Source organism: Crossiella sp. CA198 (assembly GCF_052078295.1).
Taxonomy (GTDB): Bacteria; Actinomycetota; Actinomycetes; order Mycobacteriales; family Pseudonocardiaceae; genus Crossiella.
Window position 1 is genome coordinate 92,678 of record NZ_JBQJIM010000007.1, and the last position, 18,522, is coordinate 111,199.

Genomic DNA, 18,522 nt, shown 5'->3' on the forward strand with positions numbered 1-18,522 from the left:
TTCAACCCTGCCGGAGCAACCCCGCCCGCGCACGCCGACGCCCGGACTCTGCCACGATTTGTTCATGGTCGAAGCCCAACCCATGCGCCTGGTGATCCGGTGCGCCGCCGCGGCTGCTGTCGGCGCCTCGGTGGTGCTGCTGTGGCTGGCGGTGCTGCCGCTGCTGCCCTCCTCGTGTCCGGAACAGCCCTGTGACCAACCGAGGGGCTGGGTGCCCGTCGAGACGCTGACCAGCCCCGGCGTGGTGGTCGGGGTGGTGGCGCTGCTGGCGGTGACGGTGGGCTGGTGGCTGCTGGGGCTGCTCCAGATGGCGGGCAACGGCCTGATCGCGCTGCTCGGTCCCGTGCTGGTGCTGGGCCTGATCCGGATCGGCGGCCTGGTCGGCTACACCCCGGCGCTGCCCTCGGTGGAAACGGCGGTGCTGGCCGCGGTGTCCTACCTGCTGGCCGCCCTGCTCACGGAGAAGACGGTGCCCTGGCTGTTCCGCGCGATCGCCGCCGCGGTGCTGGTGGTCGCCGCCGCCCTGGGCGGCTGAGGCCCGCCGGACAAACAGCAACCCCCGGACCTGCTCCCACCGGTAGCTTGGTGGGCCGAGTCGGACTGTACTCGGAGGTCCGGGGGCCGGGTAGCTGTCTGGAATTCGCTCAGTGAAGCCGAAGGCGGTCCTAGCGGACAGCCACCTCACGAGTCCTGTTGATATCCAACGCTGGACCACCTCCTCTCTCGTGTGCCGCCACGCTAATCCGCCGGGATCGCGGCCCGCAACGGCATTTTCGAGACCTTCAGCGATGGCTGCCCGCGTGCTGCGCCGACTTGGCGATGTGCCAGCACTCATCGCAGGTGGTCCACAGGATCCACTCGCGTTCGGAGGCGGTGCGGGTGAGGACCTGGCGGCCGCAGAGGGTGTCGGCGGGCTGGCCGGGGTGGTGCGAGCCGTGCGCGCCGCGGATGGCGTGCCGGCGGCCGTCCACCGGCATCCAGTAGAAGAGCAGCTGCTCGGGAGTGGGATTGCCGAAGCCGATGGGCTCGTCGAGCGCTCCCGGGTCGCCGAGTGCGGTGGGCGGGCCGGGCTCCGGTGCGATGGTCATGACTGCTCCCGGGTCGCGGCGAGGGGGGCGTGCGCGGGTGCGGGTGGGAAGCCACCCAGTGCGGTCTCCACGGCCCTGGCCACCCGCAGACACAGGTCGTCGCGGTGGTGCGGGCCGACGATCATCATGCTCACCGGCAGCCCGTCCACCCGGCCCGCCGGCACGGCGATCGCGGGGTGGCCGCTGGCGTCGAACGGGGCGACGTTGGGCACCAGGCCCAGCGCGGCGATCACGTACTCCTCGCGGCTGGCCGCCGGGCCGGGCAGCGGGGTGGCCACGTGCGGGGCGGTGGGCAGCACCAGCACGTCGACCTCGGCCAGCGCCTGGTCGTAGCCCTTGATCAGGTGCGGCACCAGGTTCTGCGCCATGCCGTAGTGCGCGCCGTGGTACTTGCCGAGGGTGTAGCCGCCGTTGAGCGTGACCAGCTTGACCGTCTCGGAGAAGGCGTCGGCGTGCTCGGCCCGGCCGCGCCCGAAGTGCGCGATCAGCTCCGGGTCGTAGCGCCCGGCCCAGTTCCGGCCGATCGCGTTGCCCTCGATCATCTGCCAGGCGATGCCGTCGGTGGCGATGACCTTCCAGACGTCCATGCCGGTGCGATGCCAGGGCACCGAGATCGTGCTGACCCGCGCGCCTGCCTGTTCCAGCGCGTAGGCGGCGTTGCGCACGCTGTCGTCCACGCAGGCCTGGGACAGGCCGGGGATGTCGAAGCCCTCGGCGAGCAGGCCGATCCGCAGGCCCTTGACGCCGTCGTCGAGGTGTTTGAGGTAGTCCCGCGGCCGCAGCGAGGCGTCCTGGCGCGGGTCGTCCGGGTCGTGCCCGGCCAGCGCGGTCAGCATCAGCGCGGCATCGCGCACGGTCCGGGTGATCGGGCCGAGGTGGTCCAGGGTGTTGTCCATGGAGAACGCGCCGGTGCAGGGCACCAGGCCGTAGGTCGGCTTGTGCCCGACCACGCCGCAGAAGGCCGCCGGGATGCGGATCGAGCCGCCCTGGTCGCCGCCGAGGCCCAGATCGGCCTCACCGGTGGCCACCAGCACGGCCGGGCCGGAGGAGGAGCCGCCGGAGGTGCGGGTCGGGTCCCACGGGTTGCGCACCGGGCCGGAGATCGCGGTGTGGCTGCCCGCGGAGTAGCAGAGGTCCTCGCAGGTGCCCTTGCCGACGATGGTCGCGCCCGCGTCCAGCAGGCGGCGCACCACCGTGGCGTCCTCGCGTGGCACGAAGCCCTGTAACGAGCGGGATCCGTTGCCCATCGGCACGCCTGCCACCGCGATGTTGTCCTTGACCACCACGCGCCGGCCGGCCAGCGGGCCTTCTGCCTGGGTGGACAGCTCGGTGTAGAGCTGCCAGGCGTTGAGCGGGTTCTCCGCCGGGCTGGGCACCGCGTAGTTGCGCGCGGGCATCGGCGGGGCGTGCTCGGCGTAGAGCTTTTCCACCACGTCGTAGGAGGTCAGCGTGGGGATCATCAGCCCGCGGAAGGAGGCCAGCGCGGCGTCGTCCAGGGTCAGGTTGTAACGCTCGGCCAGGGCGCGGAGATCTTCGATAGTGGGAGGGACTGTTCCCATGGCCGAAAATCCCCTCCAGCGTGCGATAGTGGAAAATCCGAGTTACCGAAGCGTATTGACCTTCCCGTTACGTGTCAATGGATCTTGACGCGAACGTCTGTCCAGTCTGCTCCGGATGAGTGGCGGAGAATCACCCACTCGTCTTGCCGCTTTCCCGGTGGATCGCCTACAGTGATCAAATTGGGGCGGTCGTGGGGGCCGAACGAGCTTGGTGGGTGGTTGCTGTGGGCGGTGGTGCGTCCGCATTTGACGCGTTGGCCGACGACACCCGTCGGACCGTGCTCAGCCTCCTGCGCGAGCACGGCGAGCTGACCGTGACCGAATTGGCCGGGCACATCGAGCACATCGGCCGCACCGCGGTGTCGATGCAGCTCAAGGTGTTGCGCGAGGCCGGCATGGTGCAGGAGCGCCGGGCGGGCAAGTATCGCTATTAACTCCCTGCGGGTCGAGCCGATCAATGACGTGGTGGCGTTCCTGAGCACCCTGTACGGAGCGTCGCTGGACGGACTCGCTACGATTTCGGCGAAGCACCGCGATCCGGAGGCGGAACAGCGCAGGTGGGGAACCTCGTACTGACTCAGCAGCGGGACGTCGCCCTGCCACCGGGGGACGTCTTCGGACTGCTGGGACAGGACAAGGAAGCCGGCTGGCTCTTCGGCGCCGACTACGACGCGTTCATGGTCGGCGGCCTGGTCCGCTTCGAGCTTCCGGTCAACCCCTCCGATCCGCAGAGCCCGACCATCGAGGCCGTGGGTCGCATCGCCTACCTCAACCCGCCGCACAAGATCGTCATCGAACAGCAGGTGCCCTGGCCCGGCCGGGTCTCCTGCACCATGACGCTGACCAACGGCGGTCGCGGCACCACCGTGCGGCTGGGCGTCGAGGTGCCCGATGACGCGGTCACCTGGTTACTGCGGCAACGTGGCTATGACCCCCTTGAGGAGTTGGCCGGACCGAGCACGATCCGGATCGGGGTACTGGTCAGCAAGTCCGGCCCGGCCAGCATCTTCGGCGGCACCACCGAGAACCTGGCCCGGATGGCCGCCGACGAGGTCAACGCCGACGGCGGCGTGGACGGCTGCCGCCTCCAGGTCGTCATCCGCGACGACGCCAGCTCGCCGGACATCGGCGCCGAGCAGTTCCAGCGCCTGGTCCGCGCCGACGGTTGCCGGGTCGTGGTCACCAACTGCACCTCCGCGGTGTTTCCGGTCCTGGCCAAGTGGGCCAGGAAATTGGGCGTTCTCCTGGTGCACACGCCGATCAACGAGGGCGGCCGGTTCTCACCCAGCGTGGTGCGCCTGGGCGAACGACCCTCCGCCCAGCTGCGCGCCGCGCTGCCCTCGCTGGTCGCCGAGACCGGCGGCCGCACCTTCCTGTGCGGCGATGACTACGTCTGGCCGCGGGTGTGCAACCGCGAGGCCCGCCGGATCATCGAACAACTCGGTGGCTCGGTCGTGGCCGAACGGTACAAACCCCTGGGCACCAAGGACTTCGCCGACATCATCGAGGAGATCATCAGCACCGGCGCCAGCCTGGTGATCTCCACCTTCGTCGGCTCCGACGAAGCCCACTTCGAGCGCCAGAGCCATGCCGCGGGGCTACGGTCCCGCTGCCGGACGCTGTCCATGGCCTTCGACGAGTCCACCCGGGAGCTGACCGGCGGCATCGCCGCGCAGGGCGTGTACAGCGCCTTCAGCTACTTCCAAGAGGTCGACTCCGCTACCAACACCGCCTTTCTCCATCGTTACCGGGACCGTTTCGGGGCCGGCGCCGCTCCGCTGTCCAGCATCACCGAATCGGTCTATGAAGCCATTCACATGCTCGCCTCCAGCGGTGCCCTGCGCCGGGAGTTCGACCTGGGCGCGCTGTCGGCGGCGATGCGTGAACAACGTGAGTCCACCCTCTGGCGGTCCGCACGTCCGGCCCTGGGCAAGGCGCCGCTGTTCCTCGCCAAGGCCGTGCCCCACGGTTTCACCATCGTCGAGCGCTGAGCAACCCGCGAAACCCCGCCCTGTGGATAACTCGGGCCTGTGGATAACCCATGGGCCTTTTTTCGATGATCCTGCCAAGGTGGGCCCCACCCCTGGCCGCAACCCTGGAAACCCCCGGTCCCCGCCACCTGACAAGGGGGCCTCAACCCACCACTGGAGACGCTCAGCCGCACAAAGAAGGCGCCCACCTACGCGAAAGAAGCGCCCAACCGCAGAGAGGAGGCGCCAAATCCCGCGGATCCCAAGCCGCCCACCAACCGCAGCCAACTGCAACCAACCGCCCCACCCCAGCCCAAGCCCGGCCTGAATCCCGCTTCACCTGCCCTCACTGCCGAATCCCGCGCGGACCCGCTCGCCGCGCGCCGACCGGCGGAGACGATCAGCCTGGCCGGACCAGTGGCCGGTTCAGTGACCGGTCAGTGGCGGCCGGAACCTGGCCGCCTGCCGGAGCCACAGGCTGACCAGTTCCCGGGTCGCGGTGGCGAAGCGGGACCGGTCGGTCAGCAGGGCCTTGGCCGTGGGTTCGGCGAGCAGGTCGTGGGCGACCAGGGCGGAGATGCCGGTGCGCAGGGCGGCGGCGGGGTCTTCGGGCTGGCGGCGCAGGGCTTCGTGCAACACGGCCAGGACCGTGTCGTCGGTGTCGGTTGTGTTGTCCTTGGTCAGGTTGGCACCGTGCAGATCGGCCCTGGCGTCCAGCCCATCCTGGCTGGCGGAGGTCGAGAGCAGGGTGCGGCGCGGGCGGCGGCCCAGTGGGCGGTCGATGTAGCGGTCCCACCAGGTGACGTGGTCGGGCCTGTCCCTGGTGCCGATGTTGACCCGGGGCCCGGACCGGCAGTGGCGTTCGATCAGCGCCAGGCCGGCGGTGACCCGGGGCAGGTGCTGCTCGCTGCTGCCGCCGAACTCCTGCGCGCAGCGGTGGGACAGGCGGTGGATCAGCTCGGTCTGGTTGTCCAGCGGGGCCATCGAGCCCGCCTCGTCGACCAGGTACTCCAGCAGGGCGCGGTGGAACTCGTCGGGCAGGGTGCGGGCCCTGGCGCCGATGCGGATCCGGTCGACCCTGGCCTGGGCGCCCATGGCGGTCCGGCGGCGGCGGATCCAGTCCGGGGCGGCGCGTAGGCGCATGTGCACCCGGGCCGCGCCGAGCGGGTTGCGGAGTTCGGCGGCCCGGTCGGCCAGGGCCTGGTCGCACTCGACGAGCATGTCGACCAGGAAGTCCCGGCAGGCGCAGTCGCCGTCCAGGCCGAAGCCGGGGGAGCGCAGCCGCAGATCGCACCGGGTAGTGGCCAGGGCGCGGTGGATCGCGGCACGGTGTGGGAGCGCTTCATGCCAGATGGCAGCCAGCACCGCGGCAACGTCAACGCAGGCGGGTACGCGCTGCGGTGGTCCGTCACTGGGTTTCATGACTCGTAATCCTACGGGAACGAAAAAAGTCGCGAGCGACTGAGTACGAATCACCGTGTCGTAAGATCCACAAGGTGCTACCCGAGTCAAGGAGTGCGGATGGGCCTGCTTCCCGCCGAGATCCCGGACATTCCCGAGGTCAGGTCGGAGATCGTCCCGGCCCGGCTGGCTCGTAAACTCGCCCCGCTCTTCGGCGTTCCCTGGACCCGCGGACCCTTCGGCGCCCGCACCTGGGTCTGCGACTACAACAAGCTCACGCTGTCCGAGATCGCCCGCGGCGCGCCGATGCCCGGCAGGCGGGCGGACACCGCGGTGGACGGCGAGGCGGACTGGGCCATCGTCGACCGGGTCGCGATCACCCGCCCCGGCGGCGCCCTGCCCAACGAGATCCCGAACGCCACCCTCAACCGATTCGGCCCCGACACCAAGGCCGCCGTGGTGCTGACCGCGGCGAACCGGCTGCTGGACCCGGTCGCCGACGCGATCGAGGCCGCACTCACCCTGCTGGTGGCCGCGGACGGCACTCCCCTGCCCGCCCGGTTGCGGGTGGTGGCCTGGGCGGCGCTGGTGCTGGAGGCGTTCCGGACCCAGCCCGCACTGGTCGCCGCGGCGATCCGGGCCCGCACGATCCAGCGGGAACTCCTGGTCGAATGGCAGTTGCCGCTGGCCGAGTCGATCGCCGCGCTGCCGCTGACCCGGAGCGAGGTGGGCAGGCCGCAGGCCGATGGCGCCGGTTCCCGGGCAAGGGAGGATGGCGCGGCCCCGGAGAGTGCAGCGACCGCTCGGTCGGGGGAGCGGGCGAGCGCCGTGGGGTCGCGGGCTGGCGGCGGGGCGTCCGGAGCGTCGGATCGTGGCGGGGTGGTGACCGGAGCGTCGGATCGTGGTGCGGTGGCGCGTGGCCGGGACACCGGGTCGGCGTCGCGGCCGCGGGAGCTGGATCTCGCCGACCGCACCGTCCGCGGGCTCGGGCTCAGTGCGCCCGAGGACATCGTGGACCGGTTGCTGCGGCAGCTGATGGCCATCGGCACCCGGCAGAGTTCCAGCCATCTCTGGCTGAGCGAGCGCGCCCCCGGCCAACTCGCCGTCGAAGCCCTGGTGCCCCCCACCGAGGTGCTGGGCCGCTACGTCGAACAGCTCGGGCACCTCCTGGATGGCGAAGCCGACGGCGTCGACGTCCTGCCGCGCATCCCCCGCGCCACCGACCTGAGCGGGTTGCCGGTGCCCGCGCGGCGGTCGGTGGTGCTCGGGTTGCTCGCGGTGCTGCGGCAGGTCCGGTTCGACGTGCGGGCGCGGGAGCGGACCAGGGCGGGGATCGTGCCGTTGCTGGCCCAGGTGGCGTTGCTGGCCACCGAGAGCCTGGGGGCGGACGATCCGGTGACCGTGCTGGGACGCTGCCGGGTGGCCGACATGACCGTGCACACCCTGCGGCACGACCGGCGGCACGACCTGGCCGAGCCGCTCGCCGAGCTGATGAGCCAGGTCGAGCGGTGCGTGGAACTGGCCGAGGCCGGGGTGGTGGACCGGGGGGCGGCCGCGGAGGCGATCTCCTCGGCCAACGTGGAGATCAACATTGTCCGGCGGACGAACGCGACCGATCCGGACGGCAAGTTGCCGCCACCGGCGGAGCTGGACGACTGGTTGCAGGAGACCTGGGCCGCCTACCGTCGGGTGCTCGAACCCGTTGGCGGCGAAGGGGATGCCGACCTGTCGGTGGGGCATCACCTGCACAACTACGCCTCCTACCTGACCACGCATCCGGACCGGGAGGCCGACCTGGTCGCGGGGGTCGAGCTGTTCGCGCAGACCGTGATCCCGGCCAGAACGCGGTACTGGCAGCGGACCCGGAGTTTCCTGCCGTTGCGGCAGTCCCTGCAGATCGCGTCCCGGGCGACGACCACGCTGAGCGCGCTGGCCGCCGAGAGCGGGCGGGCGGAGCTGGCCCGGCAGTGGGCGGGAATGGGGTTCGACTGGATCTCGCGGGCGCTGTCGGAGGAGGACACCGGCACGCTGCTGGAACAGGTGAGCGAGCCCGCGGCGCACTTCTGCCTGCTCGCGGCGCCCGCGTTGCTGACCGCGGTGGAACAGGGGGTCGCGGGGGCGGGCGAGGTGGCGTTGGCCGGGCGGTTGCTGGGGATCGCGGAGCAGTGGGCCCGGCAGGTCACCGATGGGGACGAGAGCAGTTACAGCCACCACGATCGCCTGATCGGGTTGCGGGCCAGGCTGGAATTGCTCGGCTAGGGCCACAGCAGTTCGGGCCAGGGGCCTTGGTAGCGCCTGAGTTGCTGGCGGGCGGCGTCGCCGCTGCAGTCGATCGGTCGGCCGAGGGTGTGGTAGTTCTCTACCCGGCCGACCTCGCCCCACGGGCGGTGCGGGCAGACCTCCGTGTCCGGGACCGGTTCCCGGGGGCGGTCACCGGGCTCCGGCTGGGGTTCCGGGCAGCACGGTTCTTCCTGGAACAGCAGGGATTTGAACACGAACTGCTGTGGCGCGCGCACCCCGTGCCCGGCCACCAGGGCGGCCTGGATCTCGCTGCCGGGGCGGGTGCCGAGCTGGACCCGGAGGTGGGCGCAGACCAGTTCCCTGGCCGGGCGCCGATCAGTCCACAATGGAGGGAGTGTGGCCAGCGGGACGTAGCGGGCGTCCACAGTGGACAGTCCGGTGAGCTGGCCGGGGTCGATCCGGGCGGTGAGCTGGGCGAGCAGGGACTGGAAACGGCTGGGGGACAGGCCCGCGGGGCGGGGTGGGGCGGCTTCCGGGACCTGTTCCAGGATCTTGATCGCGATGCGCAGCCGGCGCACCAGCAGGGGCAGATGCCTTGGCTCGTCGGGGGTTTGCTTGCCGTCCAGCCAGTTCAGCAGTGGGCCGCGGGCTTCCGGGCCCGCGCCGCGGAACAGGCCCGCGATCAGCCAGCCGACCAGGTGTTCGGCCTCCAGCCGGCGCGCCGGGTGTTCGGCGGCGGGGGCGGGCAGATCGCTGAGGTCGGCCAGGGACTGGTGCGGGGGTTCGGCCAGGCCGAGACGGTGGTTGAGCACCGCGTGCACCGCCCGCACCGCCTCGCGGGCCGCGGTTCCGGCGACCGCGCCGAGGTGTTCGGCGTACCGGTTCAGCGCGATGGCCACGTCCGGTTCACCGGCGCTGCGGCGATTGGGCCGGTCCTCGACCGTGGTCATCGCCTTGCGCAGCACCGCGGACAGCTCGGTCACCGACTCGGCCAGCGGCGCCGGTTCCTGGCCGTGCTGTTCCTGGATGGCCACCCGGTAGGCGGCGACGCGGATCAGGAAGTCGGCGTTGCCGAGCACCGGTAGCCCGGGTTCACCGGCGCCGGCGCGGCGGCGGGCCAGCAGGTGCGCGGCGGCCAGTTCGGCGCCCCGGTCCAGCACGTCGAGGGCGACCTCGGTCAGCCTGTCCTCGGCGGGATGGGCCGGGCCCAGGGCGGCGACGATGGCGGGCAGCACCATGTTGAGGATCAGTTCGGGCTCCTGACCGGCGGCCGCCTCACTCACCCTGGTGCGCAGGCACAGGGTGCGGGCCAGCACCGAGATCACCCGGTCGTCATCGGGCACGGTGCGGTCGGTGCGGACCAGGATTTCCAGCGGCAGCTGGGCGAATCGCCGGTAGCGCCGGAACTTGCGGACGGCGTTGGCGGTGTTGGTGGCGATCCCGGCCTGGTTGCGGCCCCAGGTGAGACAGGCCGCGATGAGCAGCGGACCCTCGCCCGGCCGGACCTCCTCCGCGCTGCCCGCGAGCTTGGCGAGCAGCTTGTCCGCCCGGCGGACCACCTTGTCCCGCAGCTTCGCGCGTGGGCCGCAGCGGGCCAGCAGGGTGTCCAGATCGGCGCGGTACAGCGCGTCGAACACCCCCTCGGCACAGTCCGCCAGCCTCTGTCGACCCGGCGTCGGATCCCCGGCCGCACTCATCCCAACCCCCTGCTCTCGGACCGAAATCGCACACTCACCGGCTCACCCGCACCGGTCAGCCGCGCCCGCGGCTCGCCGCCTTCCCCTGCGGTGAAAGAGATCCACCGCTGCGCGCCGTCGTCCAGACCCGCCTGCAGCACCGCTGCGCCGGGTGGCCCGGTGCGCCGGGCCCGCAGCTCGATCTCGAACTCCTCGCCCGTCAGCGGCCGCACCGTCCAGCGCACCTCGGGCGCCACCCCGACCGCCACGGCCAGTTCCGCGGGCAACTGCCAGGTGCCTTCCACCGCGGTGCGCTCCGGTCGCGCCGGCTCCGGTTCGCCCGTGCCGCGGACCTCGACCGTGGGTGGCGGCGCGGCCAGCGCCCGCAGCACCTCGCGCCAGTCGGGCAGGCCCAGGCAGGTCCACAGCTCCCCGGCCCACGCGCCCAGCGCCCCCCGGCTCTCCCGGACCGGCTGCTCGGCGGCGAGGGTGACCCGCCGGTAGGGCGCCCAGGCCGCGGCCAGGCCGTCGATCTCGCGGAGGTCGAGTTGCAGCCAGCGGCCCGCCCGGCCGGTGGCGATCAGCTCGGCCACCGCCGCGGCCACCCGCGGGCCGAGGAGTTGCGCGATGTCCGCGGGCAGCCCGCCCTCGCGGATCTCGACCTCGACGTACGCGGGCGGCCCCTGCCGGTCGACCGTGACGAACCCGGCCCGCAACCCGCTGCGCAACCGCAGCTCGGTCGCGGATTCGACGGTGACCAGGGTCAGCGCGACGGTGGCCTCCTCGGCGAGGTGGTCGATGCGCAGGTGACCGTCCCAGGTGGTCAAAACCATGTGAGCCTCCGGCCTCCTCGACTGCTTGTCCCCGCACTGACGGACCACCGCGCTGTCCACGAGTCGGCGACAACTCGGCGTGCGGGTGTCCGGCTCCGGTGACCAGCTCGGTCGCCGCAGTCCGCCGGGCCGAACCCGAAGGGAGCGGTCATGGCCGGTGGCTCCGACGACAACCCGTAGCTGAACACGGCTGTCCCGGGAACCTTCCCGCGACCATTCGCCAAAACTGCCGCCTGGCGGCTCCCCGTCCGTCATGGGTTGAGGCACAGAACGTGTCGAAGCAGGTCGAACGCGCACAGCGAAGGGGTAAGGATGCTCGCAGCAGCTAGGCCGCGGTGGCTCGCCGCGGCTCTGGCCGCGCTCCTGCTGGTCACAGCGGGATGTTCGGGGCCGGAGCAGACAGACCGGGACACCGCGGCGGAGCTGACGGTCTCCTACCGGGCCAGTACCGAAGCGCTGGCCGCGCTCGACGGACCCGAGGTCACCGAGCAACTACGCGACTGGACGCGGCTCGGACTGGCCGCCGCACTCGGCCTGGGCGCGGACCGGACCGCGGCCGCCACCTACGAGTCCCCGCCGATCCGGGACGGGGCCTTCGCCGAACTGCTCGACCAGCAGACCGGCCCCGGCCGGGGCCTGTTCGACGGCAGCACCCTGCACGTGCTGGTGCCCCAGGAGGATCCGCACCGGCCGCGCACCATCGGCCTGGCCCTGGACCAGCACCGCGCGGACGCCGGATCCGATCCGGCCAAGGTCCAGGTGCACCGTTACCGGATCGCCCAGGAACAGCAGCGGATCGAGGTGGTCAGTGAACCCTCCGCCGGTGCGGGGGAGGTCCGGGCGGCCAACGGCTGGCGGGAGTCCAGGGTCGACCGGCCGGAGTGGCTGGCCGGTTTCCTCGGTGACACCAGCCACCTGGCCCGCCTGGAGAAGCGGGGGGAGGAGGTCTGGGCGTCCGGGTGGCACTGGTCGGGGGCACCCGGCGGCCGGGTCTCGCCCGCGGACGTGGCGGTGCTGCAACGCGGCTACCTGCGGACCGACGGCCCGCTACCAGGTTTCTCACTGGACCCGAAGCCGGTGGCCGGTCCGGCGGATCTGCGGGCCGTGGTGCCAGGACTGGATCCCCGGCTGGTGGCGGCGATCTTCTCCGGGAAGTGGTCCGGCACCGGCTACGCCTCGGCGGCCCAGCTCCGCGGGGCGGTCTCGGTTCGGCTGTTCCAGCCCGCGGCGGAACGCGAACCGGCGCCCGGTCTGCCCACGGACCGGACCCAGTTGTGGGCGCTGCGCAGTGTGCTGGACGGCGGGGCGGTGTACGCACAGGCCCGCTACGACGGCGGCCTGGCGGGAACCGAGGCGGGTTTCACGCTGTTTTATGTTGATCTTGTGGCGAAGTCCTGGACGACCGGGGTCGGTCAGGGTGTGCCGGTGCGGGCGGTGCCCGGCTTCGTGCCGAACCCGAAGGCGCCGGTGCCGCCCAGCCTCTGCGCGGGGCAAATCCAAGGACGAGACCGGTCGCCTGTGGTTCGGCGCCAACGACGCGGCGGTGTCCTATTCGCCGACCGGGCTGGCCATCGGGGCCAGGGCCACCCGCCTGTTCTCCCGCGCGGACGGGGCGGGCGGCACCGAGGTGGAACCCAGCTACTCCTTCGCCAGGGGCCTCAACTGGTGGGACCGCAACTACCTCCAGGTCGCCGATTACGAACCCCAGTTCACCAGGGCCGATCAGCTGATGCGGTGGTCGGCGGCCCTGGAGTGGCTGACCACTCAGGGACGTGGCCGGATCGCGATGAGCGCGCCGGAGATCGAGCCGGGCAGCTTCGCCGACTGGTACGCCCGGCACGACGAGTTGCGGGAACGCGGTCCGCTGGCCGTGGTCGCCCCGCCGTCGGCGGCAGGGGAAGCGGTGCTGCCGATACCCTCGGAAACCACCGAAAGCTGTGGCCTGTACCGGATTTCCGGCGGGGTGTCGCTCGCCGACGGGCTCACCCGCAGCCGCGGCAAGCCAGCCGGGACCGAGGCGCTGCCCGAGGGCATCCGGCGGGCGAGCCCCCTGGATCCGGCCAAGACCCAGGTCGACCCGGCCACCGGCTCGGCCCGCTTCGACCGGGTCAGCCGGGACAACCAGGGCGAGATCGCCGACCGCACCACCGTGGACCTGCGGCGCGGCCCGGACGGCAGTTCGGTGCGGATCACCGGCACGCCAAGGGAATCGGTGCCCTTCGCCGAGGCCCCGCTGCGCGGCGAGTACCCGAACCGCGAGTACCGGACCACGTTCCAGACCGAGGGCAAGGACCTGGTGGTCGGCGGTTCGTACCAGCAGGTGTCCACCGGCACGGTGCGGGTGAAGGAGACGCCGAGCAGTGGCGCCCGGCCGGAGCGGGAGATCATCGCCTCACCCGGTCAGGCCGCGCACCTGCGCGAGGCGATCAAGCGGGTGGGCAAGGATCCAGCGCAGGGCCTGACCGGAGCGCCCGGGATGCGCTACTCCTACCTGGGGCCGGACGGGCAGACGATTTACCGCTACGGCAACGGGTGGATCGAGGTGGGCAGCGGTCCGACCTCCTCGCGGGTGCTCGCCGAGTCCACTGTGGCCACTCCGGCCGGACCGCGGCAGGTGCGTCTGGTGGTACCCGCTCGACTGTCCTCAGTGGACGTTGCGGCGATCAGGGTGGTGTCGGAGAAGACGGGCACGATCAAGGATGTCCAGCCCGCCGACGCGCTGGTGTATCAGGCCGATACGGCCGCTTTGGTGGGCACGGACAAGCCGGGTGCGCCACCGGCCGCGATCCCGGTCGAGGCCAAGATCCGGATCCGGGTGGTCCAGCTGACCGGCGAGGCGGGCGCACCGGGATTGCCCGGCGGGTCGAACCGGACCTGGAAGCTGAGCAATCAGGAACGTCCCGGTCCCGCGGGCGCCGGAACCGGCAGCGGCTTCCGCGTCGAGGACGACTGGCGTGGCATCGGCGGGCTGCTGGTGTTGCTCAGCGTGTGCCAGGAACCCAGTGAGCGGGAATCGAACGCGGAGAGCTGCCCATGACCGCGGGGCCGGGCGGGGAGTTCACCGTCGACTCGGATTCGCCGTTCGCGCTCGCCTTGACCGCGGCCCGGGAGGCGGTGGACCGGGTGGCGCTGGACCAGGCCTACCGGTGGGCGGTGCAGCTGGCCGACACGGAGTCGGCGGAGCTGCGGACCGCGCTGGCCGCCGAGCACGTCAGCCGGTTGCGCGAGCTTGGCGACAGTACGGCCGCGCTGACCTGGTGCGCGGACTACCTGACCAGGTACGGCGCGCAGCCGACGTTGTTGTTGCTGCGGGCGGAGACCAACCTCAGTCGTGGTGACTACCGAACGGTCGGTAGGGACCTGGTCGAGGCCCGCCGGAGTTGCACCGCCGCGGTGGACCACGCGTTGCTGTGCCGGCTGGAAGGCCTGGTAGCCAGCCAGGAAGGCCGGTACGAACGAGCCAGGGAGCGGTTGCGGTCCGCGCGCAAAGCCTATGCGGCACTGGGGAACACGGCGGTGATGGCGATGCTGGCGGAGGATCTGCGGATGCTCGCGCTGAGCGAGGGCAGGCCGGTGGTGCTGCGGCGAACGGGCGGGGCGCGGTCACCGCGGGACCGGCTGAGCCGGGCCGAGGAACTGCGGATCGTCGGGCGGTACGAGGAGGCACTGGCCGAGTTGGCGCCCGCACTGGCCGGGCCCCTGGACGCGGCGTTGCGCTACTTCTACCTGGAGGCGCGGATCCGGTTGCTGCGGCTGGTCCGGGCCGATGAAGAGGCGACGGCCGCGCTGCCGGAGTTGTTCGCGGCCGCGGCGAATTCGGCCCGTCCGGACGAGAATAGTATTGCTGCGCAACGATTCGCCGATGGTGACACGTTACCGGTCGAGTTGCTGGCGGCGGGGGAGCACTGGTTGTTCCGGGTGCGCTGGCTGATCAGGACAGGCGAGTTCGCCGAGGCCGAACAGTTGCTGCTGACCGGAGCCGAGAACGCCGAATGGCAGCTGGCGATGGCCGAGTTCCTGCTGGCCACCGCCCGGAACTCCGGTGACGCCTCGGTGGCGGGGCAGGCGGTGGCGCACAGCCGGGACTGCCTGGCGGCCGCGGATGCGGTGCCAGTACTGCGGATCGCCGCCTGGCGGGTGCAGGGGCACGCCTACCTCGAACTGGATCCCCGGCTGCACCAGGACCGGGCGGCCAGGGCCCTGGCGCGGGCACACCGGGCCGAGGAGGAACTGGCGGCCCGGCAACCGACCGACGCGGTGCGGCTGCGGATGCTGCACGCCGCCGCCACCGAGTTCGACGAGCAGATCCGGTGGGCCGCCGAACAGGGCGGCCGGGTCGACGACCTGGTGGCGGTGGCGATCGAGGCGGCCAGGGGCGCGGCGATCCTGCCCCAGCTCAAGTGGGGCGCCACCCGCGCGCTGCCCGCACCAGGGGACCGCGCGGGGGCGCGGCGCTGGATCCGCCGGGCGGTCCGCGGACTGCCGAGGGACCAGTGGATCTGGTTGCTGCACGCCGCTCCGGACACCGTGCACTCCGTCCTCATTGGACGAACCTGGCGCGGCGTGTCGACTGAGTATTATTCCGTTGGCTGCCAACGGACCCGGCTGATCAGCACGATCGACGCGCTGGCCGGGTGCTGGCGGAACAAGGGCGCACGACGGCTGGCCGAGGCGACGCCGGGAACCATCGACCTGGACCGGCTGCTGCCCGAACTGGCGCAACTGCTGGGGTTGCCCGACAGGACAGCGCTGCCCGCGCACGTCCGGCGGATCACGGTGGTGGCCGGTGGTGAACTGGCCGAGATTCCGTTCGGGTTGCTCAGCTACGGCAAGTCGGAGACCGTGCTCGGCCGCCGGTACGCGCTGTCCACCCTGCCCTGCCTGGCCGCACGCGCCCCGCTGCACCGGCGATCCCGCGGGCAGCGCGGCACGCGACCGGCGGACATGCTGGTGCTGCACGGCCCGAACCTGCCGGACCTGCCGGTGACCCCGGCCGCCCCGATCACCGGCCGGATGATTCTCGGCGGTGCCCGGGCCACCGCGACCGAGCTGCGTGCGGCACTGGCCGCGGGCACGTACCGCGTGGTCCGCATCGACAGTCACGGCGACTACAGCGGGGACCCGGCCAACGCGGCCATGCTGCTGGCCGAGGGCCGGGTGAGCCCGGCCCAGTGCCAGGACCTCGACCTCAGCCGCACCGGCACGATCGCGCTGGGCGTGTGCGAATCGGCCATGGGCAAGCGGATCGGACGCGATGAGCACCTCGGGTTCGTCCGGGTAGCGCTGGCCGCCGGCGCCTCGGCGGTGCTCGCGGCGCGCTGGGAAACCGTGGATCTGCTAGCCACCCGGACCATCGACCGATTCGAGCAGCTGCTGCGGCGGTATCCGCGGGATGTCGCCCTCTTCCGCGCACAACGCGAGCTGGACTCCCCGGACCAGCACCCCACCCGATGGGCCGCCCTCAGTCTCTGCGGCGACACCGGCTACCAGACCCGTCGCGGACCGCTGCTGCGATGGCTGACCCGTATCCCCCAACCCGAGTCGACACCTGGAGCACAGCGATGAGCACGCACCGATGGGCCGCCTGGACAGTGGCGATCATCCTTGCGCTGTCCGGCTTCTCACCCCTTCCGGCCGCCGCGCAGGAACCGCCACCGGAGTTGCGGCCGGTACGGATCGTGGTGCTGGTGGACGAGTCGGGCAGTCTGTCCGAAGAGGACATCGCCAGGGAACGCGACGCGGTGCGGGTCATCGTGCAGGGCGAGCCCGCGCCGAAGTCCACGGTGTCGGTGATCGGGTTCGCCAGTGCGGACGCCTCCGGGCAGTCGCCGATCGACCCGGTCTGCCCACCAACCACAGTGGACACTCCGCAGAAGCACCAGGCACTGGCCGACTGCGTGGGGAAACTCCGCCGCCGGGCCAAGAACGAGGGCGACGGCACCGACCACGTCACCGCGTTGCGAGCCGCGCTGAGCCACCTCAACACACCCGGCGCCGCGGACGAGCGCAAGATCGTCTACCTGCTCAGCGACGGCAAGCTGGACGTCAGCGGCAGTCCCGCCTACGGCAACAGCCCCGAGGCACGCGACGCCGCGGCCAGGGGACAGCTGCCCGGACTGCTGGCCGAGCTGAACCAGGCCAAGATTTCGGTGTGGCCACTGGGTTTTGGTCAGGCGGATCTCGCCCAGCTCAACGCGTTGGCCACCGGGGCGAGTCAGGATCGTTGCGGGGCGAGGACTTCGCCGCCGAGTGCGACGGTGATCACCACCTCGGCGGATCTGCTGCGGGCCATCGGCGCGGCCTCCCGGTCCGCGCGCTGCGCCGGGGTGAGCGATCCGGTCACCGGCGACCTGCCCGCGGGCGGCAGCCTGGATCTGCCGCTGACCGTGCCCGCGATCGCCAGTGAGGGTGCTTTTGTTGTGCACAAACGGGATCCGCGGGTGGTGGTGGCCTACCACGATCCGCAGGGCCGACCCGCGCCCGCACACGGGACGCTCGGCGAGTCGAGGTTCGAGATCAGCGGGCAGGGCACCGAGGCCGAGGTGCTGCGCATTGTCAACCCCGAACCGGGGGACTGGACCGTGCGACTGTCCGCGCCACCCGGGGTGCGGCCGCGCAACGTCAGCGCGGTGGCCATCTTCCAGGGCGCGGTGCGCGCGGTGATCGGGGTGGCCCCGCCCGCGCCACAACCCGGCAGCACGGCACAGGTCACCATGCAGGTCCGCGGCTCTCGTGGCGCGGTCACCAATCCGGCTCAGTTGCGCGGACTCAGCTTCCTGGCCGAACTGACCGGCGAGGGGTTCGGCCCCCAGCCCGCGGTGGAACTGACCGATCAGGACGGCGACGGCCAGTACACCGGCGGCGTCGCGGTGCCCGGCAGTGCGAGCGGGCGACTGGACTTCTTCGGCAGTGTCACCGGAATCGGGGTCAGCGGCGACCGGCGGCCCTTCCCGACCCGGATCGCCCAGGGCGCGGCCGGGATCAGCGGCGCGCTGACCCTGGACGGGGTGGACACCGAGGTGACCGTGGGTGACTCGCTGTCCGGCCAGGCCCAGGTCACCAACTCCACCGGCCAGCCGCGCACGCTGAGGATCGAGGTCGCCGAACCCAGTCCGGGCGCGGTGATCTCGGTCGAACCGTCCAGAGTGGACGTTCCGGCGGCGGGCGCCAAGGAACAGGACTTCGCACTGCGTTTCGCACCTGGCACCGCGATGGGGCCCAACCAGGCCAGGCTGCGGCTGGTCGACGAGACCAACGGCACGGTCGCCGGGGAGTTGCTGATCTCCCGGGTGGTAGTGCCCAAGCCGTCCTGGTTCGAGGAATTCTGGTGGCTGTGCGTGCTGCTGGCCGCCGGACTAGTGGCGCTGGTGGCCGGATTCCTGCGGCGGCAACGGAAACAGCGGGCCGGGCGGGATGTGCTCGGAGTGTCGGTGGAGCTGACTCGCCATGGCCAGAGCCTGGACACCCTGCGGGCCCAGATCGCCGGTGAGCGGTTCGGCTTCGTGCTGCGGGACGAACCCGGAATCGGCATGAGCCTGGGCCACAACGGATCCGGCGACCGGTACACCGTGCGCCGCGGCCCGGGTGGACTCACCCTGACCGGCCCGGCCGGTGATCAGCTGGACCTCGGCCCCGGCGGCAGGCACGAGCTGCGGGACGGCCTCGAACTCGTGCTGCACGACCGCTCGGCCGCCCGCACCGAGCCGCTGCCACCGAGCACCACGCAGCACGACTACTACTCCTGAACCCAGTCA

At 71.8% G+C, this 18,522-nt stretch carries 13 protein-coding genes; 7 read left to right on the forward strand and 6 right to left on the reverse strand.

Translation table 11 applies throughout. The features are described 5' to 3' along the window. Window positions 1–64 precede the first annotated feature (64 nt). Window positions 65–535: a hypothetical protein gene (locus ACTOWY_RS13495; RefSeq protein WP_441309951.1), complete on the forward strand. Its 471-nt coding sequence runs from the start codon at window positions 65–67 to the stop codon at window positions 533–535. Between the two features lie 247 nt (window positions 536–782). On the opposite strand, the gene ACTOWY_RS13500 is transcribed toward ACTOWY_RS13495, so the two are convergent. Both ACTOWY_RS13500 and ACTOWY_RS13505 read right to left on the reverse strand, forming a co-directional pair. Beyond that, the gene (locus tag ACTOWY_RS13500; protein WP_441309952.1) at window positions 783–1,088 is read right to left on the reverse strand and encodes a zinc finger protein; all 306 of its coding nucleotides are present in this window, start codon (window positions 1,086–1,088) and stop codon (window positions 783–785) included. Further along, window positions 1,085–2,647 (reverse strand): amidase, encoded by a 1,563-nt coding sequence (locus ACTOWY_RS13505; protein ID WP_441309953.1) that lies wholly within the window; start codon window positions 2,645–2,647, stop codon window positions 1,085–1,087. The genes ACTOWY_RS13500 and ACTOWY_RS13505 overlap by 4 nt, the downstream gene beginning before the upstream one ends. A 224-nt stretch (window positions 2,648–2,871) precedes the next feature. Here ACTOWY_RS13505 and ACTOWY_RS13510 point away from each other — a divergent pair, with 224 nt between their 5' ends. Both ACTOWY_RS13510 and ACTOWY_RS13515 read left to right on the forward strand, forming a co-directional pair. Next, window positions 2,872–3,081 (forward strand): ArsR/SmtB family transcription factor, encoded by a 210-nt coding sequence (locus tag ACTOWY_RS13510; protein ID WP_441309954.1) that lies wholly within the window; start codon window positions 2,872–2,874, stop codon window positions 3,079–3,081. A 123-nt stretch (window positions 3,082–3,204) separates the two neighbouring features. Next, window positions 3,205–4,638 (forward strand): substrate-binding protein, encoded by a 1,434-nt coding sequence (locus tag ACTOWY_RS13515; protein ID WP_441309955.1) that lies wholly within the window; start codon window positions 3,205–3,207, stop codon window positions 4,636–4,638. A 405-nt stretch (window positions 4,639–5,043) separates the two neighbouring features. Here ACTOWY_RS13515 and ACTOWY_RS13520 read toward each other — a convergent pair whose 3' ends face one another. After that, window positions 5,044–6,039, reverse strand: a complete 996-nt coding sequence (locus ACTOWY_RS13520) for a hypothetical protein (RefSeq protein ID WP_441309956.1) — start codon at window positions 6,037–6,039, stop codon at window positions 5,044–5,046. Window positions 6,040–6,138: 99 nt separating this feature from the next. On the opposite strand from ACTOWY_RS13520, the gene ACTOWY_RS13525 reads away from it, so the two are divergent. Continuing rightward, on the forward strand, window positions 6,139–8,277 hold the full coding sequence (locus tag ACTOWY_RS13525; protein ID WP_441309957.1) for a hypothetical protein: 2,139 nt from the start codon (window positions 6,139–6,141) through the stop codon (window positions 8,275–8,277). Here ACTOWY_RS13525 and ACTOWY_RS13530 read toward each other — a convergent pair. The 3 genes from ACTOWY_RS13530 to ACTOWY_RS13540 all read right to left on the reverse strand — a co-directional run bounded on the left by ACTOWY_RS13530 (window position 8,274) and on the right by ACTOWY_RS13540 (window position 11,683). Continuing rightward, on the reverse strand, window positions 8,274–9,956 hold the full coding sequence (locus tag ACTOWY_RS13530) for a hypothetical protein (RefSeq protein WP_441309958.1): 1,683 nt from the start codon (window positions 9,954–9,956) through the stop codon (window positions 8,274–8,276). The genes ACTOWY_RS13525 and ACTOWY_RS13530 overlap by 4 nt on opposite strands. Then, a complete protein-coding gene (locus ACTOWY_RS13535) occupies window positions 9,953–10,768 on the reverse strand; it encodes a hypothetical protein (protein ID WP_441309959.1) in 816 nt (271 codons plus the stop codon). Before ACTOWY_RS13535 ends, ACTOWY_RS13530 begins: the two co-directional genes overlap by 4 nt. Window positions 10,769–11,260: 492 nt before the next feature. Beyond that, window positions 11,261–11,683, reverse strand: a complete 423-nt coding sequence (locus tag ACTOWY_RS13540) for a hypothetical protein (RefSeq protein ID WP_441309960.1) — start codon at window positions 11,681–11,683, stop codon at window positions 11,261–11,263. 628 nt (window positions 11,684–12,311) lie between these two features. On the opposite strand from ACTOWY_RS13540, the gene ACTOWY_RS13545 reads away from it, so the two are divergent. From ACTOWY_RS13545 to ACTOWY_RS13555, 3 genes are read left to right on the forward strand one after another with little or no spacing between them, the layout of a single operon-like run. Beyond that, a complete protein-coding gene (locus ACTOWY_RS13545; RefSeq protein WP_441309961.1) occupies window positions 12,312–13,805 on the forward strand; it encodes a hypothetical protein in 1,494 nt (497 codons plus the stop codon). Next, a complete protein-coding gene (locus tag ACTOWY_RS13550; protein ID WP_441309962.1) occupies window positions 13,802–16,333 on the forward strand; it encodes a CHAT domain-containing protein in 2,532 nt (843 codons plus the stop codon). Before ACTOWY_RS13545 ends, ACTOWY_RS13550 begins: the two co-directional genes overlap by 4 nt. Then, entirely contained in the window at window positions 16,330–18,513 is a 2,184-nt protein-coding gene (locus ACTOWY_RS13555; protein WP_441309963.1) for a VWA domain-containing protein, read from the forward strand. The genes ACTOWY_RS13550 and ACTOWY_RS13555 overlap by 4 nt, the downstream gene beginning before the upstream one ends. Window positions 18,514–18,522: the final 9 nt, after the last annotated feature.

What these genes read in the sequence shown, in the direction of transcription:
- ACTOWY_RS13495 (WP_441309951.1), top strand. Translation starts at nt 65, where the DNA reads ATGGTCGAAGCCCAACCCATGCGCCTGGTGATCCGGTGCGCCGCCGCG.
- ACTOWY_RS13500 (WP_441309952.1), bottom strand. Translation starts at nt 1,088, where the DNA reads ATGACCATCGCACCGGAGCCCGGCCCGCCCACCGCACTCGGCGACCCG.
- ACTOWY_RS13505 (WP_441309953.1), bottom strand. Translation starts at nt 2,647, where the DNA reads ATGGGAACAGTCCCTCCCACTATCGAAGATCTCCGCGCCCTGGCCGAG.
- ACTOWY_RS13520 (WP_441309956.1), bottom strand. Translation starts at nt 6,039, where the DNA reads ATGAAACCCAGTGACGGACCACCGCAGCGCGTACCCGCCTGCGTTGAC.
- ACTOWY_RS13525 (WP_441309957.1), top strand. Translation starts at nt 6,139, where the DNA reads ATGGGCCTGCTTCCCGCCGAGATCCCGGACATTCCCGAGGTCAGGTCG.
- ACTOWY_RS13530 (WP_441309958.1), bottom strand. Translation starts at nt 9,956, where the DNA reads ATGAGTGCGGCCGGGGATCCGACGCCGGGTCGACAGAGGCTGGCGGAC.
- ACTOWY_RS13535 (WP_441309959.1), bottom strand. Translation starts at nt 10,768, where the DNA reads ATGGTTTTGACCACCTGGGACGGTCACCTGCGCATCGACCACCTCGCC.
- ACTOWY_RS13550 (WP_441309962.1), top strand. Translation starts at nt 13,802, where the DNA reads ATGACCGCGGGGCCGGGCGGGGAGTTCACCGTCGACTCGGATTCGCCG.
- ACTOWY_RS13555 (WP_441309963.1), top strand. Translation starts at nt 16,330, where the DNA reads ATGAGCACGCACCGATGGGCCGCCTGGACAGTGGCGATCATCCTTGCG.